General features: G+C 72.0%; 13 protein-coding genes and 1 tRNA gene. 11 read left to right on the top strand and 3 right to left on the bottom strand.

Annotation, left to right across the window (positions count from 1 at the left end; all coding sequences use genetic code 11):
- Window positions 1-11 precede the first annotated feature (11 nt).
- The 4 genes from M6G08_RS32240 (at window position 12) to M6G08_RS32225 (ending at window position 4,063) form a co-directional block, all read left to right on the top strand.
- Window positions 12-623, top strand: coding sequence for a hypothetical protein (locus M6G08_RS32240; protein WP_272590670.1), 612 nt, complete (start codon window positions 12-14; stop codon window positions 621-623).
- Window positions 624-730: 107 nt separating this feature from the next.
- Complete coding sequence (locus tag M6G08_RS32235) at window positions 731-3,466, top strand: exo-rhamnogalacturonan lyase family protein (RefSeq protein ID WP_272590669.1); 2,736 nt, start codon at window positions 731-733, stop codon at window positions 3,464-3,466.
- Window positions 3,467-3,505: 39 nt separating this feature from the next.
- Complete coding sequence (locus tag M6G08_RS32230) at window positions 3,506-3,952, top strand: SRPBCC family protein (RefSeq protein WP_272590668.1); 447 nt, start codon at window positions 3,506-3,508, stop codon at window positions 3,950-3,952.
- Between the two features lie 39 nt (window positions 3,953-3,991).
- A tRNA-Val gene (locus tag M6G08_RS32225) sits at window positions 3,992-4,063 on the top strand.
- 142 nt (window positions 4,064-4,205) lie between these two features.
- Here the strand turns inward: M6G08_RS32225 and M6G08_RS32220 are convergent.
- On the bottom strand, window positions 4,206-4,931 hold the full coding sequence (locus M6G08_RS32220; RefSeq protein ID WP_272590667.1) for a 3'-5' exonuclease: 726 nt from the start codon (window positions 4,929-4,931) through the stop codon (window positions 4,206-4,208).
- Window positions 4,932-5,102: 171 nt separating this feature from the next.
- On the opposite strand from M6G08_RS32220, the gene M6G08_RS32215 reads away from it, so the two are divergent.
- The 4 genes from M6G08_RS32215 to M6G08_RS32200 all read left to right on the top strand — a co-directional run bounded on the left by M6G08_RS32215 (window position 5,103) and on the right by M6G08_RS32200 (window position 9,724).
- Window positions 5,103-5,669: a DUF4365 domain-containing protein gene (locus M6G08_RS32215; RefSeq protein ID WP_272590666.1), complete on the top strand. Its 567-nt coding sequence runs from the start codon at window positions 5,103-5,105 to the stop codon at window positions 5,667-5,669.
- Window positions 5,666-6,940: a hypothetical protein gene (locus M6G08_RS32210; RefSeq protein ID WP_272590665.1), complete on the top strand. Its 1,275-nt coding sequence runs from the start codon at window positions 5,666-5,668 to the stop codon at window positions 6,938-6,940. Before M6G08_RS32215 ends, M6G08_RS32210 begins: the two co-directional genes overlap by 4 nt.
- A 92-nt stretch (window positions 6,941-7,032) precedes the next feature.
- Window positions 7,033-9,012: a threonine--tRNA ligase gene (gene thrS, locus M6G08_RS32205; RefSeq protein WP_272590664.1), complete on the top strand. Its 1,980-nt coding sequence runs from the start codon at window positions 7,033-7,035 to the stop codon at window positions 9,010-9,012.
- A gap of 151 nt (window positions 9,013-9,163) precedes the next feature.
- Window positions 9,164-9,724 carry an HIT family protein gene (locus tag M6G08_RS32200; protein WP_272590663.1) on the top strand — a complete coding sequence of 187 codons (561 nt, stop codon included), beginning with the start codon at window positions 9,164-9,166 and terminating at the stop codon, window positions 9,722-9,724.
- Between the two features lie 90 nt (window positions 9,725-9,814).
- On the opposite strand, the gene M6G08_RS32195 is transcribed toward M6G08_RS32200, so the two are convergent.
- Together M6G08_RS32195 and M6G08_RS32190 are read right to left on the bottom strand one after the other, a co-directional pair.
- Window positions 9,815-11,470 carry an AbeC-like domain-containing protein gene (locus M6G08_RS32195; protein ID WP_272590662.1) on the bottom strand — a complete coding sequence of 552 codons (1,656 nt, stop codon included), beginning with the start codon at window positions 11,468-11,470 and terminating at the stop codon, window positions 9,815-9,817.
- Window positions 11,471-11,698: 228 nt separating this feature from the next.
- The gene (locus tag M6G08_RS32190) at window positions 11,699-13,897 is read right to left on the bottom strand and encodes an elongation factor G-like protein EF-G2 (protein WP_272590661.1); all 2,199 of its coding nucleotides are present in this window, start codon (window positions 13,895-13,897) and stop codon (window positions 11,699-11,701) included.
- Window positions 13,898-14,159: 262 nt separating this feature from the next.
- Between M6G08_RS32190 and pgsA the strand changes: the two genes are divergently transcribed.
- The 3 genes from pgsA to M6G08_RS32175 are packed head-to-tail and all read left to right on the top strand — an operon-like array spanning window position 14,160 to window position 16,914.
- Window positions 14,160-14,828, top strand: coding sequence for a phosphatidylinositol phosphate synthase (gene pgsA / locus M6G08_RS32185; RefSeq protein ID WP_443048992.1), 669 nt, complete (start codon window positions 14,160-14,162; stop codon window positions 14,826-14,828).
- Window positions 14,825-15,754 (top strand): phosphatidylinositol mannoside acyltransferase, encoded by a 930-nt coding sequence (locus M6G08_RS32180; RefSeq protein WP_272590659.1) that lies wholly within the window; start codon window positions 14,825-14,827, stop codon window positions 15,752-15,754. The genes pgsA and M6G08_RS32180 overlap by 4 nt, the downstream gene beginning before the upstream one ends.
- A complete protein-coding gene (locus M6G08_RS32175) occupies window positions 15,751-16,914 on the top strand; it encodes a glycosyltransferase family 4 protein (RefSeq protein ID WP_272590658.1) in 1,164 nt (387 codons plus the stop codon). Before M6G08_RS32180 ends, M6G08_RS32175 begins: the two co-directional genes overlap by 4 nt.
- Window positions 16,915-16,973 lie beyond the last annotated feature (59 nt).

Raw genomic sequence — 16,973 nt, 5'->3', positions numbered from 1 at the left:
GTGAACCGATCATGACCGAGGTGCGTGCGAAGGCCCGTGCGGAGCGGGCGGGGGAGCGGCGCGAGTCGCGGTTCGGCGAGGGGTTCGCGCTGTTCGCCGAGTGCCTGCTCACCGGCGTGTGGATCGCCGTGGCCTCGCTGCCGCTGGTCACCTACCCGGCCGCGTTCGCGGCGGGGGCGCGGCACCTCGGGCGCCGGCTCGCCCATGAGCGCGGTGGCTGGCGGGAGTTCACCGCCGACTTCCGGTCGGCGGCGCGCCGCGGGTGGCTCGTCGGAGTCGCCGGGTGGGCCGCCCTGGCCGCCGTGTGGGTGGACGTCCAGGCCGTACGCAGCGGGCTGCCGGGCGGTCCGTTCGTGGGCGCCGTCGGGGTGCTCGCCCTGATCGCCGCCACCGTGGCCGGGCTGCGCGCGGCGGCGACCTGGCATCCCGGGGCCTCCTGGCGTGCGCTGCTCGCGCGGGCCGGCCGGCGCACCGTGCTCGACCCGGCCGGTTCCTTCCTGATCGTCGGCGGGCTGGCCGTGGTGGTCTGCTCCGCCTGGTTCAGCGCGCCGCTGGCGGTCGCCGTCCTGGGCGCCGTCGCCGCGGCCGCCGTCGCCGTGGAGGAGCGTTACCGGCGCCGCTGACGGCCCTGCCTCCCGAAGGCCGGCGCCCCGGCGCCGCGCCTCCGCCTGTCATGCCCTTGACATCTTGACCACCCCTCCGCATCCGCACGGAACGGAAAGGAAAGGCCATGTCCCCCATCCCCCGCAGGTCCCTCCTCAAGGCGGCGGCCGTCGCCGGAGCCGCCGCCCAGTTCAGCTGGGCTCTCGGCGCCAAGAACGCCCAGGCCGCCCCCGCCGCCGAGACCGCCGACGACAGCCCCGTCACCCTGACCTGGCTGGAGGACGGCGGCCTCGGCGCCGCCCCCGGCTCCACCGTCGGCGTCCCCTGGCCCAAGGGCACCTACCGGGAGGGCCAGACCTTCGCCGTCACGGACGCGGACGGCAAGGCCGTACCCACCCAGTCCTGGCCCCTCGCCTACTGGCCCGACGGCTCCCTGAAGTGGACCGCCCACGCCGTCGGCTCCGGCAACGGCGAGCTCACCCTGACCGCCGGCACCTCGGCGGCCCCCGCCAAGAAGGTCGCCGTCGATCAGCGGGGCGGCACCATCGACATATCGACCGGCGTCATCACCGCCAGAATCGGCAAGTCGGGATCGACACTGATCAAGTCGGTCACCAGAGGCACCACCGAGATCGCGAAGAACGGCCGCCTCGTCCTCCTGCGCCAGCCCGAGATCGAGGACGGCGACCAGGGCACGGTGAAGTACGAGCGCTTCGACGGCGCCATCGACGAGGTGAAGGTCGAGCAGGAGGGCCCGGTCCGCGCCGTCGTCCGCATCGACGGCAGACACCGCAAGGGCCACCGAGGCTGGCTCCCCTTCTCCGTCCGCCTGTACTTCTACGCGGGCGCCGACTCCTTCCGCATGGTGCACACCATCACCTTCGACGGGAAGCAGGAGCCCGGGAAGGCGAGCGGCGACTTCATCCGGGGCCTCGGCGTCCGCTTCACCGTCCCGATGCGCGACGAGTCCTACGACCGCCACATCCGCGTCGGCGGCGAGGGCACCGGCCTGCTGCGCGAGGCCGTCAAGGGCATCACCGGCCTGCGCCGCGACCCGGGCGCCGCCGTGCAGGCGGCTCAGTACGCGGGGCAGAAGCTGCCCGACCCGTCCACCTGGGACCAACGCGTCACCACCCGGCTCCAGTACATCCCGGAGTGGGGCGACTACACCCTCTCCCAGCTCTCCGCCGACGGCTTCACCCTGCGCAAGCGCACCAAGAAGGGCCACGGCTGGATCGGCGCCGGCGGCGGACGGCGCGCCTCCGGCTTCGGCTACGTCGGCGGTGTGAGCGGCGGCCTCTCCTTCGGCCTGCGCGACTTCTGGGAGAAGTACCCCGCCCAGCTCGACATCCGCGACGCGCAGACCGACGAGGCCGAGGTCACCCTCTGGCTCTGGTCGCCCGAGGCCCAGCCCATGGACCTGCGCTTCTACCACGACGGCCTGGGCCAGGACACGTACGAGGAACAGCTGGAAGGCCTCAACATCACCTACGAGGACTACGAACCCGGCTTCGGCACCCCCTACGGCATCGCCCGCACCTCCGAGCTGCTCTTCTGGGCCAACGCCGCCACTCCGAGCGCCGAGCAGCTCGCCGAACAGGTCGAGGCCGTACGCGTCCTGCCGCAGCTGGCCGCCCCGCCCGAGCAGCTCATCAAGGCCGGCGTCTTCGGCCCCGGCCTCTACTCGAAGCCCGACCGCTCCACCCCCGCCAAGGCGAAGATCGAGGACCACCTCGACTTCCTCTTCACCTACTACAAGGACCAGGTGGAGCAGCGCCGCTGGTACGGCTTCTGGGACTACGGCGACATCATGCACACCTACGACGCCGCCCGGCACCAGTGGCGCTACGACATCGGCGGCTACGCCTGGGACAACTCCGAACTCTCCCCGGACCTCTGGCTCTGGTACGCCTACCTGCGCTCCGGCCGCGCCGACATCTTCCGCTTCGCCGAGGCCATGACCCGGCACACCGGCGAGGTCGACGTCTACCACCTCGGCGAATGGGCCGGCCTCGGCACCCGCCACGGCGTCCAGCACTACGCCGACAGCGCCAAGCAGCAGCGGATCGCCAACACCACCTACCGGCGCTTCTACTACTTCCTCACCGCCGACGAACGCGTCGGCGACCTCATGCACGCCAACGTCGACTCCGACGAGACGTTCCTCGCCCTCGACCCGCTCCGCAAGATCCGCACCGAGCCCTACACCCCCGACCGCAACGCCCTGTCGGTCGGCTTCGGCACCGACTGGAGCGGCCTGGTCTCGGCGTGGCTGACCGAGTGGGAACGCAAGGGCCCCAAGTGGGAGAAGGCCAAGGCGCGCGTCCTGTCCACGATGGAGACCATCGCCGCCCAGCCCAACGGCTTCGTCCAGGGCAGCGGCCTCTACGATCTCGACACCGGCCGGTTCGCGATCGCCGACACCCCGAAGGTCGAGGTCTCCCACCTGTCGGCCGTCTTCGGCCTGAACGAACTGTGCGCCGAACTCATCGACCTCGTCGACATGCCGGAGTTCAACGAGGCCTACTACGACTACTGCCGCTACTTCAACGCCTCCAAGACCGAACAGGCGGCCCGCTACGGCAGCAACTTCGGCAGCCTCATCCTCTTCCAGGGCCACTCGCGCCTCGACGCCTACGCCGCCGTACAGACCGGGGACGCCAAGCTCGCCGCCCGCGCCTGGCAGAAGTTCTACGACTCCGACGGCTACAAGGAGTCGGCTCCCTGGACGACCGAGAAGGTGAGCGGCCCGACCGCCCTGGTGCCCGGCAGCGAGGCGACCTGGGTCGCCACCAACGACACCGCGCTCTACGGCCTCGCCGCCATCGAGAACCTGGCACTTCTGGGGGACCGGATGCCGTAGCCGGCCCCTGACGGGCGCGGGTGCGGGCACACTTCCCGGGTGGACTGGAACCATTACCGATTCCGCAGCCTGTGGACCCTGCCCGCGCCCGCCTTGGCGGTCTACCGGGAACTGGAACGGCTCGAGGACTACCCCCGCTGGTGGCCCCAGACCCGTGAGGTCACCCGCCTCGACGACAGCACCGCCGTCCTGAGGGTCCGCTCACTGCTCCCGTACGACCTGACCACGACCCTGCGCGAGGGCAGGCGCGACCCGGCGGCGGGCGTGCTGGAGGTCGTGATGAGCGGGGACCTGGAGGGCTGGGCACGCTGGACGGTCACCGAGCACGGCACCGGCACGCTCGCCCGATACGACCAGGAGGTCGTCGTACGCAAGCCGCTCCTGCGCCGCCTCGCGGTGCCGGGGCGGCCCCTGTTCCGGGCCAACCACCGGCTGATGATGCGGGCGGGACGGCGCGGACTTGCCGCCCACCTGGAAGCGGTTTGAAGGAAGCCCGCCGGGACCTGTATTGTTCAGTGCGTTCCCGGGCGATTAGCTCAGTGGGAGAGCGCTTCGTTCACACCGAAGAGGTCACTGGTTCGAACCCAGTATCGCCCACGCTCGCGAGAGCGACGTGTGTCCGCAGACAACGCGGACCACGTCGCTCTCTTCGTGATTTGCGCGGCTTCGCCGCGCGCAGTGGGGGCTCCGCCACCCACACCCCCGGCCCCTGGCGTCGCCGTGGGCCGGAAGAGTACCGTCACGCCGCCGCCCGCAGGTCCGGCCGCAGCGGCCACGCCGGGTCGACCGCCTCCTCGGTCCCGTTGAGCGCGAACCACGCCTGCAGACCCCGCGCCTGCCCCGCGTGCCACACCGCCTGCAGCGTGTGCAGCTCCGCGGCGGACAGACGCTCCAGCCGCGACGGGAAGCGGCGGCCCACCGCCCGTACGACCTCCAGCGCCGCCTGCGCGTCGGCCGCCGCGTCGTGCGCGCCGGCCAGCTCGACGCCGTAGTGCGCGCACAGGTCGGTCAGGGTGCGGCGGCCCTTGCGGTACCGGTCGAAGTGCTTGTCGAGCACCCTCGGGTCCAGCACGTGCAGCGACCTCTGCTCCAGCCAGCGCCCCAGCGACGAGGCACGGTGCCGGCGCAACTCCCGGTCCAGCAGCGTCAGGTCGAACGGCGCGTTCATCACCACCAGCGGGCGTCCGGCGCGTGCCTGATCGCTCAGCGCCTCGGCTATCTCCCACATCACCGGCGCGGGCCACCGGCCGTGCCGGTGCAGATGCTCCTCGGTCAGCCCGTGCACCGCCGTCGCCGCCTCGGGCACCGGCACACCCGGGTTCACCAGCCACCGGGTGACCCGCGGCCTGAGCCCGGGGGCGTCCTGGACGACGAGGGCCGCCGACACGATCCGGTCGGTCTCGACGTCCACACCCGTCGTCTCCGTGTCGAAGGCGGCCAGCGGCCCCTCGAACCAGCACGTCATAGGGCACTCAACTCCTCGTCCCGGCACGGCGGCTGACGCGCCGTCCTCTGTCCCGGTTCGGTGATACCCGGGCTGTTTGCGCCGTACGCCGGAAGGACACAACAGGAGTGAGGGTCTTTGCAGTTCACAGGCCCGCAGCGGGGATACACCAGTTCTGGAAGGCTGTTGGTCATGGCCATAGCGCAGCCCGAACGGGGCGGGCTGCTGCCCGAGCGCACCGCGCCCATACGCGGCTCCCTCGCCACCACCGCCTGCATGGAGACCTTGCAGGTCGGCTACCTCCACGCGGTCGCCGCCGCGGCGGGCTGCTCGCTTTCCCAGCCCTTCCCGGACAACGGCATCGACTGGCACGTCAGCCACAGCGCCCCAGGGCACACGGTCGACGACGAGGTCACCATCAAGGTGCAGCTGAAGGCGACGTACCAGATACCGCCGGGCCCACCCGGCCGCTTCTTCTCCTTCACCCTCGACAACGACCACCTGGCGAAGCTCGCCCGCACCCCGGTCTCCGTGCACAAGATCCTCGTCGTGATGATCGTCCCCCGGTCCCGGGACCAGTGGCTGTGCGCCGGCCACGACCGGCTCGACCTCAGGCACTGCTGCTACTGGACCAACCTCGCCGGACACCCGGTCACCGGCCGGCGACGCACCACCGTGCGGATACCGACCGCGCGGATCTTCGACGACCGGGCGCTGTGCGAGATCATGACGCGGGTCGGGACGGGAGGGAAACCATGACGCACCGCCCGACCGGAGAGCCCCTGCGCGCCGTGCGGCCCCACCCGGCCGACGCCAGTGCCTGGTACGACGGCCGGCCGCCCGAGCCCGGCACCGTCGACCCGGCCGTGCTGTCCGCCCTGCTCGACCGGCACGGCTGGCGGCGGCGCGGCGGCGCACCCGGCCGCTACGGCCGCTGGACCCCGCCGGGGCCGGGCGCCGGCCCCACCAGCCTGCTGGTTCCCGTCAGCCGTGCCTTCCCCGACAGCGACGACCTGCTCGCCGAAGCCCTGCTCGCCCTCTCCCGCAGCGGCACCCCCGCCGCCCGCGAGATCCTGGTCTCCCTCGCCGTGCCCAGCGACGAGATCCGCTGGGGCCGCGACGTACCGGCGTCCGGGCCCGGTGACGCCGCGTCCTGGCCCGCCGAGGAGCAGTTGCGCTCCGCCGCCCGCCGGATGCTGCTCGCCGGAGCACTCGCCACGCGCGCGCGTGCGGGCTACTACGGTGCCCGGCACCGGCGCTCCGCCGCCGAGGTCCTGGAGAACGTCCTGGTCGGTACCGCCCCCGGCGGCCGCCGGCTCACGGCGTTCGTGCCCGTCACCACCGGCCGCCCGCTCGCCGTACGCCTCCACCAGGCCCTGTACGCGGCTCGCGAGGCCGTCGACTACCGGCGGGCCACCGGCGGCATGGAGGCCTTCGACGCGGCCGTGGCGGCCGGCGTCAGCCACGAACTCACCGACGCGCTCGTCGCCCTGGTCCGCGGCACCCAGGGCGCCCGCGTCGGCATCGACTGGGCACCGGCCGCGGGCGTCCCCGAGGGCTGCGCCGCCCTCTCCGAACCCGTCGAGTTCTCGCCCGGCGACCTGCCCGCCCTGCGCGAGGCCGCCGCCCGCTACCTGCGCGCCGAACCCTCCGTGCCGGTGCGCCTCACCGGCACCGTCGTCCGCATGCGCCGACCGGGGCCGCGCGGCGCGGGCACCGTACGGCTGCGGGTGCTGGCCGGGGCGGAGGTGCCGCACGTGCGGATCACCCTGGACGAGGAGGCCTACCGGATCGCCGGGCACGCCCACCTCCTCGGGCTGCCGGTGCGGGTACTGGGCCGCCTGGAGAGCCGGGGCGGCTTCCGGCGGCTCACCGGGGCCTGTGAGATCGCCCCCCTTCCGGTCGACGACGCGGAACGGGACCGGCTGCTGAAGGCGGTGCAGGAGCACGTGGAGGTGGCCGCCTTCTTCGAGGAGACCTGCGGCGGGGACGGCGAGGAGGGAGCGGACGGTGGGGACCGCGGGTATTGATTTCGCGGTGCACGGGTCCCGGTCGGTACGATCGCCCTCATGCGTGCGCTCCGGTATGGCGCCGCGGCCCCACCTTCAGTCAGGAGAGACCGGTGTCAGACGTCCGTGTGATCATCCAACGCGATTCGGAGCAGGAAGAACGCGTGGTGACGACGGGCACTACGGCCGCCGAGCTCTTCGCCGGCCAGCGCTCGATCATCGCGGCGCGGGTGGCCGGTGAGCTCAAGGACCTCGCCTACGAGGTCAAGGACGGCGAGACCGTCGAGGGCGTCGAGATCTCCTCCGAGGACGGCCTGAACATCCTGCGCCACTCGACCGCGCACGTCATGGCCCAGGCGGTGCAGGAGCTGTTCCCCGAGGCCAAGCTGGGCATCGGCCCGCCCATCCGGGACGGCTTCTACTACGACTTCGACGTCAAGGAGCCCTTCACTCCCGAGGATCTCAAGCGCGTCGAGAAGCGGATGCAGGAGATCCAGAAGCGCGGCCAGCGCTTCTCGCGCCGCGTCACCAGTGACGACGCCGCCCGCGAGGAGCTCGCCGACGAGCCGTACAAGCTCGAGTTGATCGGCCTCAAGGGCAACGCCGCGCAGGCCGCCGACGGCGCTGACGCGGAGGTGGGCAGCGGCGAGCTGACCATCTACGACAACCTGGACGCCAAGACCGGCGAGCTGTGCTGGAAGGACTTGTGCCGTGGTCCGCACCTGCCCACCACGCGCAACATCCCGGCCTTCAAGCTGATGCGCTCGGCCGCCGCCTACTGGCGCGGCAGCGAGAAGAACCCGCAGCTCCAGCGGATCTACGGCACCGCCTGGCCCTCCAAGGACGAGCTGAAGGCCCACCTGGACTTCCTCGCCGAGGCGGAGAAGCGGGACCACCGCAAGCTCGGAGCCGAGCTGGACCTGTTCTCCTTCCCCGACGAGTTGGGCCCCGGCCTCGCGGTGTTCCATCCCAAGGGCGGCGTGATCCGCAAGGTCATGGAGGACTACTCGCGCAGGCAGCACGAGGTCTCCGGCTACGAGTTCGTCAACACCCCGCACATCTCGAAGGAGCACCTCTTCGAGATCTCCGGGCACCTGCCGCACTACGCGGAGGGCATGTTCCCGCCCATCCAGTTCGACGAGCAGAACTACCGCCTCAAGGCGATGAACTGCCCGATGCACAACCTGATCTTCAAGTCGCGGGGCCGTTCCTACCGGGAGCTGCCGCTCAGGTTGTTCGAGTTCGGCACGGTGTACCGGTACGAGAAGTCGGGCGTCGTGCACGGCCTCACCCGCTCACGCGGCTTCACTCAGGACGACTCGCACATCTACTGCACCAAGGAGCAGATGCCCCAGGAGCTGGACACCCTCCTGACCTTCGTCCTCGACCTGCTGCGCGACTACGGCCTGAACGAGTTCGAGCTGGAGTTGTCCACCCGCGACGACTCCGACAAGTTCATCGGCACGGACGAGGACTGGGCGGAGGCCACGGAGGCGCTGCGCCAGGCCGCGGAGAAGCAGAACCTGCCGCTGGTCCCGGACCCGGGGGGCGCCGCCTACTACGGTCCGAAGATCTCTGTGCAGGCGCGCGACGCCATCGGCCGGTCCTGGCAGATGTCGACCATCCAGGTCGACTTCAACCAGCCCAAGCGCTTCAACCTGGAGTACACGGCGGCCGACGGCTCGCGCCAGCAGCCCGTCATGATCCACCGGGCTCTGTTCGGCTCCATCGAGCGGTTCTTCGGCGTGCTCCTGGAGCACTACGCGGGCGCCTTCCCGGCCTGGCTGGCGCCGGTGCAGGCGGTGGGCATCCCGGTCGGGGACGCTCACGTGCAGTACCTGGAGGAGTTCGCGGCGGAGGCGCGGCGCAAGGGGCTGCGTGTCGACGTGGATTCCTCCTCGGACCGGATGCAGAAGAAGATCCGCACGCAGCAGAAGCAGAAGGTCCCGTTCATGATCATCGTGGGTGACGAGGACATGCACGGGGGCACGGTGTCGTTCCGCTACCGCGACGGTTCGCAGGAGAACGGCATTCCGCGTGACCAGGCACTGGCGAAGCTCGTTGACGTGGTGGAGCGCCGGGTTCAGGTGTGATGTGTTCCCCGCCGCCGCGGGGATGGTCCGTTCATACCGGTTGTCGGACACACGAAGGTGCGTTGCTCCCCGCACACGCGGGGATCGGCCCCCGGGAGAGGCTCCCGGGGGCCCTTTCGGTTTCCCAGCGCCGACGCCATATGCTGCACGCATGACGAGTGAGCCGGAGCAGCAGCTGGGGGTGGGGACACCGGACGCGTTCCAGCGTCTGTGGACGCCCCACCGGATGGCCTACATCCAGGGCGAGAACAAGCCGAGCGGCCCCGGCGCCGACGACGGCTGCCCCTTCTGCTCGATCCCGGCCAAGTCCGACGAGGACGGTCTGATCGTCCGGCGCGGCGAGCACGTGTACGCGGTGCTGAATCTGTACCCCTACAACGGCGGTCACCTGATGACCGTGCCCTATCGCCACGTCGCCGACTACACCGAGCTGAACACCGTGGAGACCGCCGAGCTGGCCGAGCTGACCAAGCAGGCGATGACGGCCCTGCGCACGGCCTCCGGGGCCCAGGGGTTCAACCTGGGCATGAACCAGGGGGCGGTGGCGGGCGCCGGTATCGCCGCCCACCTGCACCAGCATGTGGTGCCACGCTGGGGCGGCGACACCAATTTCCTTCCCGTGATCGGCCACACGCGGGTGCTGCCCCAGCTGCTGGGCGACACCCGCAAGATGCTGGCGGAAGCCTGGCCCTCCAGCCCGTCCGGCGTTTGAGGACGAGGCCGTCCAGGCCGAAGCGGGGGTCCGGGGGCGGCGGCCCCCAGAGACGTCCGCCCCGGAAACCCCCGCCCGACCGCCGGAGGCCTACGCGTCGTAGACGTCCGCCTTCTTCGGCACCGCCTCCTGCACCGCCCCGCTCAGACCGCCCGCGCGGGCACCGAACTTCTCCGTGTCCACGCCGTTCTCCTTCAGCACCTTGATCGCCGCCGTGTGCACCGCGCGGAGGACCGGCGTGGCCGCGCGCAGCGCGTCGTCGGCCATGAAGCGGTGCCGCCACGGCCGGTCCGCCCAGGCGTGCCGCACGCCGAAGGGCTCGGGCAGCGTGAGCTTGCCGCCCAGCCAGTACAGCAGCGGGGGATACCAGGTCAGCGGCGCCCGTGCGGCCAGCCGCACCACCTCGTCGGTGTCCACCAGCGGGAGCTTCACCGTGCGGGTCTCCCAGAACTTGACCGACTTCTGGACCGTCTTCTCCTTGGCCGCGGGCTTGCTGGTGAACAGGGAGTGCACCGGCCCGAGGGCGTGCCCGGTGACCTCGATGCGCAGCGTCTCGTGCAGCACCGTGACCGTGATCAGCATGGAGATGACCAACTGGCCGTCCCACAGGGTCCACTGGACGCCCAGGTAGTGCCGGTCGCCGGCGCCGAACTGCTGCTTGTCGCAGATCTCCTGTATCGCGTGCGGCTTGACCTGGTACGCCTCGACGTCGGTGCCCTCGGGACGGGACACCGAGTCGGCGTTCTCCCCGATCGGGGTCACGATCCAGTGCCGTACCGTCGGCTTGGGGAAGCCGCCGGTGTGCAGCGGGCCCCGTTCCAGCATGCGCAGCCGGTCGTGGATGGCCTTGATGACGTCCCAGCTGCGGAACGGGTTGATCTCCCGGTCCGGGTCGACGGGGACCAGCTCCTCGGCGAGCTGCCAGCTGCCCCAGCGGGTCCCCATGCCGAGGATCCCCTTGGGGCCGGCGTAGAAGACGGAGTTCGACTGCTGCTCGGCGCTGAGGCGGGCCAGCGACTGCCGCAGCTCCTCGGCGGCCGTCTCACCAGGGCTGCTCGGCACCGCCTCGGGCACCTTGGCACCCACGCCCGCGCCGGACAGCAGGCCGCTCCAGCGCTCCCGGAGGTCCCGTGCCGTGCGCTCACAGATCCGCTTGGCCCAGAACCAGCCGATCACCGGGGCGACGACGCAGGCACGCGCGTACCAGGCCCAGAAGCCGTCGAAGGGCATTCTGAGCAGGAACAGCACGGCGAGCACCGCCACCGCGACGAGCAGCGCGGTGGCGAGCGTGCCGGCCCGCTTGTCCTCGCGCCGGGCGACGGTGGTGCGGATCTGGAAGACCAGGAGCCAGATCAGCAGCCCGGGCAGGAACAGCAGTCCGCACAGCACCATGACGGCGCTGAGCCAGTTGTCCCGTTCCCTGCGGATGCGGTGGGCCGCGAGGCTGTGCTCCACGACCACCTGCGGCTGGGTGCCGAAGGACTGGATGAGCGGGGCCCGCTTGGGGCCCAGCATCCGGTCGATGATCGCCCGTGAGTACGCCTCGCCCAGGTTGGGCCGGAACAGCTTGATCCGGGGCTTGCTCACGGTCGACTTGTGCCACTCGCTGTCGGCCTTGAGTATCTCCTCGGCCTCGCTGTCCCGGTAGGCGGCCGAGGCCAGCGCGAACGTGGCCGTCTGCCCGCCGTCGTCCGTACGCGGTACCTGCGGTCCGAAGAAGTCCGCGTAACCGCCGTCAACGGTCATTCCCGCCCCCGATCGCCACCACTGTCGCTCCTGCGGCCTTCCCGACTTCCCTGCCCCGCACACCTGTTGATCAGGTCATCAGCGTATCCGCAGGCACCGACGTGCGTCACCGGACGGCCAAAGGCGCCCCCGCACGCGCGGGTCGGCGCAGGGGTGCGCCCCCGTGCGCCGGGGGAGCGCGCCGGGCGCGGGGGAGGGGACGGGGAGCCCCGCGCCGGTCCGACAGCGTCAGGACGCGGCTCGCAGTTCCTCCCGCAGGCGCTCCGCGACCTGCTGCGGCATCGGTTCGTGCCGTGCGTAGCGGCGGTCGAAGCGCGCGGTGCCGTGCGAGAGGGAGCGCAGGTCCACCGCGTACCGGCCGATCTCCATCTCGGGCACCTCGGCCCGGACCACGGTCCGCCCGCCGCTGGTCTGCTCGGTGCCGAGCACCTTGCCGCGCCGCCCCGACAGGTCGCTCATCACGGCGCCCACGTAGTCGTCGCCGACCAGCACGCTCACCTCGGCGACCGGCTCCAGCAGGTGGATCTTCGCCTCGGCGGCGGCCTCCCGCAGCGCCAGCGCGCCCGCCGTCTGGAAGGCGGCGTCGGAGGAGTCCACGGAGTGCGCCTTGCCGTCCAGCAGCGTCACCCGCACGTCGATCAGCGGGTGGCCCGCGGCGACGCCCTTGGCGGCCTGTGCGCGCACGCCCTTCTCGACGGACGGGATGAACTGCCGGGGCACGGCGCCGCCGACCACCTTGTCCACGAACTCGATGCCCGAGCCGCCCGGCAGCGGCTCCACCTCGATCTCGCAGATGGCGTACTGTCCGTGCCCGCCGGACTGCTTGACATGCCGTCCCCGCCCGGCCGCCCTGCCGCCGAACGTCTCCCGCAGGCAGACCCGGTGGGGTACGACGTCGACCTGGACGCCGTAGCGGCTGCGCAGCCGTTCCAGGGCGACGTCGGCGTGCGCCTCGCCCAGGCACCACAGGACCACCTGGTGGGTGTCCTGGTTCTGCTCCAGGCGCATCGTCGGGTCCTCGGCGACCAGCCGTGCCAGGCCCTGGGAGAGCTTGTCCTCGTCGGGTTTGCTGTGCGCCTGGATGGCGAGCGGCAGCAGTGGGTCGGGCATCTCCCACGGGGCCATCAGCAGCGGGTCGTCCTTGGCCGAGATCGTGTCCCCGGTCTCCGCGCGGCTCAGCTTGGCCACGCACGCCAGGTCGCCCGCGATCACGTGCGGGACCGGCCGTTGCTGCTTGCCGAACGGCGTGGACAGGGCGCCGATCCGCTCGTCGACGTCATGGTCCTCGTGGCCCCGGTCGGCCAGTCCGTGCCCGGAGACGTGCACCGTCTGGTCGGCGCGCAGGGTGCCGGAGAACACCCGGACCAGCGAGATCCGCCCCACGTACGGGTCGGAGGACGTCTTGACGACCTCCGCGACCAGCGACTCCTCGGGGTCGCACAGCCGCAGCTCGCGCGGCACACCGTCGGGCGTGGTGACCCGGGGCGCCGCGCGCTCCAGGGGCGTGGGGAAGCCCCGGGTGACCAGCTCCAGCAGCTCGACCGTGCCGAGCCCCTGCCGGGCGCCCTCGGCGGCGGGGGCGGCGGCCAGGACGGGGAAGAACACGCCGCGCGCCACGGCCCGCTCCAGGTCCTCGACGAGCGTCTTGACGTCGACCTGTTCGCCGCCGAGGTAGCGCTCCATGAGGGTCTCGTCCTCGCTCTCCGAGATGATCCCCTCGATCAGCAGGGAACGGGCCTCGTCGATCCGCGGCAGCTGCTCCTCGCCCGGCTCGGACTCCACGCGCTCGCCCGAGGCGTAGTCGAACAGCTTCCGCGTCAGCAGTCCGGTGAGCCCCGTCACGGGCGCGTGCCCGTCGGGCGCCGGCGGGCCGTGCAGCGGCAGGTACAGCGGCAGCACGGCGTCGGGGTCGTCCCCGCCGAAGGCCTCCGCGCAGATCCGGGTCATCTCCTCGAAGTCCGCGCGGGCGGCCTCCAGGTGCGTGACCACGATGGCGCGGGGCATGCCGACGGCGGCGCACTCCTCCCAGACCATGCGCGTCGAGCCGTCCACCCCGTCGGAGGCCGAGACGACGAAGAGGGCCGCGTCCGCCGCGCGCAGACCGGCCCTCAGCTCACCGACGAAGTCGGCGTACCCGGGGGTGTCCAGGAGGTTGACCTTGATGCCGTCCCATTCGACGGGCACCAGGGAGAGCTGTACGGAGCGCTGCTGCCGGTGCTCCATCTCGTCGTAGTCCGAGACGCAGCCGCCGTCCTCCACGCGGCCCGCCCGGTTCACCGCCCCCGCCGTCAGCGCGAGGGCTTCCACCAGAGTCGTCTTGCCCGCTCCGGAGTGGCCGACCAGCACCACGTTCCGTACGGACGCGGGACGGTCGGCCGCCGTTGCCCTGCCGGCGGCTCCGGGGTGGGTGTGTGCCTTGTCGCCCATGTCCTTGCCTCCCGTGCACGGTGAGGTCACTGTGGGCGCGGACACGCGGCACCGCGTGCACTGGCGGCTCCGGCGACGCCCGCGGTTCTTCGAGCTTTCCACTCCCGTCACGCGGCGTCCATACGAAGGACCCGATCCCGCCGCCCGCCGGCCGCCCACCAGCGGGTCCGGGTGCCCGTCCGTCGCCCGCGCGCGTGCGTGACTACGATGGGCCAGCCGGTGGCCAGCAGGGGCCGCGGCCACACCGACCGTCGGGAAGGCCATGCTGAACAAGTACGCGCGTGCATTTTTTACGCGTGTCCTCACACCGTTCGCCGCGTTTCTCATCCGCCGGGGCGTGAGCCCGGACACGGTCACGCTGCTCGGCACCGCGGGTGTGGTCGCGGGAGCGCTGGTCTTCTACCCCATGGGCGAGTTCTTCTGGGGCACGGTCGTGATCACGCTCTTCGTCTTCTCCGACCTGGTCGACGGCAACATGGCCCGCCAGCTCGGCCGCTCCAGCCGCTGGGGCGCGTTCCTGGACTCCACGCTGGACCGGGTCGCCGACGGCGCGATCTTCGGCGGCTTCGCCCTCTGGTACGCGGGCGCGGGCGACAACATCGCGCTGTGCGCCGTGTCCATCTTCTGCCTGGCGAGCGGCCAGGTGGTGTCGTACACCAAGGCGCGCGGCGAGTCGATCGGGCTGCCGGTCGCGGTCAACGGCCTGGTCGAGCGGGCCGAGCGCCTGGTCGTCTCGCTGGTCGCCGCCGGGTTCGCGGGCCTGCACGCGTTCGGCGTGCCCGGCATCCAGTACCTGCTGCCCGTCGCCCTGTGGATCGTCGCCGTCGGCAGCCTGGTCACGTTGGTCCAGCGCGTCGTCACGGTCCGCCGCGAGGCCGCCGAGGCCGACGCCGCCGCGCAGAACAGCCAGGGCACCGAGGCGGCGAAGTGAGCACTCGGGACCGGCTGGCCGACGCCCTGTACGGCGCCGGCTGGAGCACCGTCAAGAAGCTGCCCGAGCCGGTCGCCGTGCGCCTGGGCCGCACCATCGCGGACGTCGCCTGGAAGCAGCGCGGCACGGGTGTGCGGCGGCTGGAGGGCAACTACGCGCGCGTGGTGCCCGAGGCGGGCCCCGAGCGGCTCGCCGCGCTCTCCCGCGCGGGCATGCGGTCCTACCTGCGCTACTGGATGGAGTCCTTCCGTCTCCCGGCGTGGAGCACCGAGCGCGTCGAGGCGGGCTTCGCCCCCAAGGACCTGCACCACCTCACCGACGGCATGGACGCGGGCAAGGGCGTGATCCTCGCCCTGCCGCACCTGGCCAACTGGGACCTGGCCGGCGCCTGGGTCACCACCAAACTCGGCATCCCCTTCACGACGGTCGCCGAGCGCCTCAAGCCGGAGACCCTGTACGACCGCTTCGTCGCCTACCGCGAAGGGCTCGGCATGGAGGTCCTGCCGCACAGCGGCGGCACCGCCTTCGGCACGCTGGCCCGGCGACTGCGCGACGGCGGCCTGGTCTGCCTGGTCGCCGACCGCGACCTTTCCGCATCCGGCGTGGAGGTCGACTTCTTCGGCGAGACGGCCCGCATGCCCGCCGGCCCCGCCCTGCTCGCCCAGCAGACCGGCGCACGGCTCCTGCCCGTGACGCTCTGGTACGACGACTCGCCCGTGATGCAGGGCCGGGTGCATCCGCCGGTCGAGGCCCCCGAGTCAGGTACCCGGGCCGAGAAGACGTCTGTCATGACACAGGCGCTGGCCGACGCCTTCGCCACGGGAATCGCCGAGCACCCGGAGGACTGGCACATGCTGCAGCGCTTGTGGCTGAAGGATCTCGACCCGGCCAAGGCACCCGGGGCGCGCGAGCGGGGCGACCGGTGAGGATCGGCATCGTCTGCCCGTACTCCTGGGACGTGCCGGGCGGCGTCCAGTTCCACATCCGGGACCTGGCCGAGTACTTCATCCGCCTCGGCCACGAGGTGTCCGTCCTCGCCCCGGCCGACGACGACACCCCGCTGCCCCCGTACGTCGTCTCGGCCGGCCGCGCGGTGCCGGTGCCGTACAACGGCTCGGTGGCCCGCCTCAACTTCGGCTTCCTGTCGGCGGCCCGGGTACGGCGCTGGCTGCACGACGGCGGCTTCGACGTGATCCACATCCACGAGCCGACCTCGCCCTCGCTCGGCCTGCTCACCTGCTGGGCCGCGCAGGGCCCGATCGTGGCCACCTTCCACACGTCCAACCCGCGCTCCCGCGCGATGATCGCCGCGTACTCGATCCTCCAGGCCGCCCTGGAGAAGATCAGCGCCCGGATCGCGGTGAGCGAGTACGCCCGTCGCACCCTCGTCGAGCACCTCGGCGGGGACGCGGTCGTCATCCCCAACGGCGTCGACGTCGACTTCTTCGCCGACGCCGAGCCCAAGCCCGAGTGGCAGGGGGACACCATCGGCTTCGTCGGCCGTATCGACGAGCCCCGCAAGGGGCTGCCGGTGCTCATGCGGGCCCTGCCGAAGATCCTCGCCGCCCGCCCGCAGGCCCGGCTGCTGGTCGCCGGACGCGGCGACGAGAAGGAGGCGGTGGCCTCCCTGCCCGCCGAGCTGCGCTCACGCGTGGAGTTCCTCGGCATGGTCAGCGACGAGGACAAGGCCCGCTTCCTGCGCAGCGTCGACCTGTACGTCGCCCCCAACACCGGCGGCGAGAGCTTCGGCATCATCCTCGTCGAGGCCATGTCGGCCGGCGCCCCCGTGCTCGCTTCGGACCTCGACGCCTTCGCCCAGGTCCTCGACCAGGGGGCGGCCGGCGAACTGTTCCCCAACGAGGACGCCGACGCGCTGGCCGAGGCGGCCGTGCGGCTGCTGGCGGACCCACAACGCCGGGCGGCGCTGCGCGAGCGCGGCAGTGCCCACGTACGGCGCTTCGACTGGTCCACGGTCGGCGCGGACATCCTGTCCGTCTACGAGACGGTGACGGCGGGCGCGGCGGCCGTGGCGACGGACGACCGGGCGACGGGCCTGCGCGCCCGCTTCGGGCTGGCGAGGGACTGAGCGCGGGGCCCCGGAGGCAGGCTTCCGAAGGGACGTCGGAATTCCCGGCCCGCCCGGGG

This window comes from Streptomyces sp. M92, assembly GCF_028473745.1.
Classification (GTDB): Bacteria; Actinomycetota; Actinomycetes; order Streptomycetales; family Streptomycetaceae; genus Streptomyces.
The sequence above is the reverse complement of the archived record's forward strand: the minus strand, read 5'-3'. Positions and strand labels throughout refer to the sequence as shown.